Source organism: Streptomyces sp. SID4985, from assembly GCF_009863025.1.
GTDB lineage: Bacteria > Actinomycetota > Actinomycetes > Streptomycetales > Streptomycetaceae > Streptomyces.
Genome location: NZ_WWIR01000419.1, coordinates 1 through 488, shown reverse-complemented (window position 1 = coordinate 488; position 488 = coordinate 1). Strand labels below are relative to the sequence as shown.

General features: G+C 79.5%; 1 pseudogene. It reads left to right on the top strand.

The features are described 5' to 3' along the window. Positions 1-488: pseudogene (locus tag GTW40_RS33175) on the top strand (hypothetical protein); the annotation flags it as partial.

Genomic DNA, 488 nt, shown 5'->3' with positions numbered 1-488 from the left:
GCCGTCGGGGGGGCGCTGGGCTGCGCGCTGGCGGTGACGCTGCCGGCGCTGACGGACACGGACCGCAGGACGCGCGGCAACGCGACGAAGGGCCGGTCGACCGGACGGCTCCGCGCGGGCCTCGGCCTGCGCGGCCCCGGGGCGCGCGGCGGTCTCAAGGCCCGTGGTGGGCGGCGGTCGGCGAAGCCGTCGTCCGACGGCACGACGCCCGCCGCATCCGTACCCCGCCGCCCTCGCCGTGACCTGTTCCCCACTCCGCTGCGCGCCGGCGCCGACCTCGGTCTGCTCGTCGTCGCCGGGGTCGCCTACTGGCAACTGGGCCGGCAGACCACGGGCGTCGTGGCCGCCGACGGCACGACCGCCGCGGGCTCGACGGGGACACTCGGGATCGATCCGCTGCTGGTCGCCGCGCCCGCGCTGGCCCTGCTCGCCGGCACCGTGCTGACGCTGCGCCTGCTGCCCCCGGTCGCACGGCTCGCGGAGCGCGG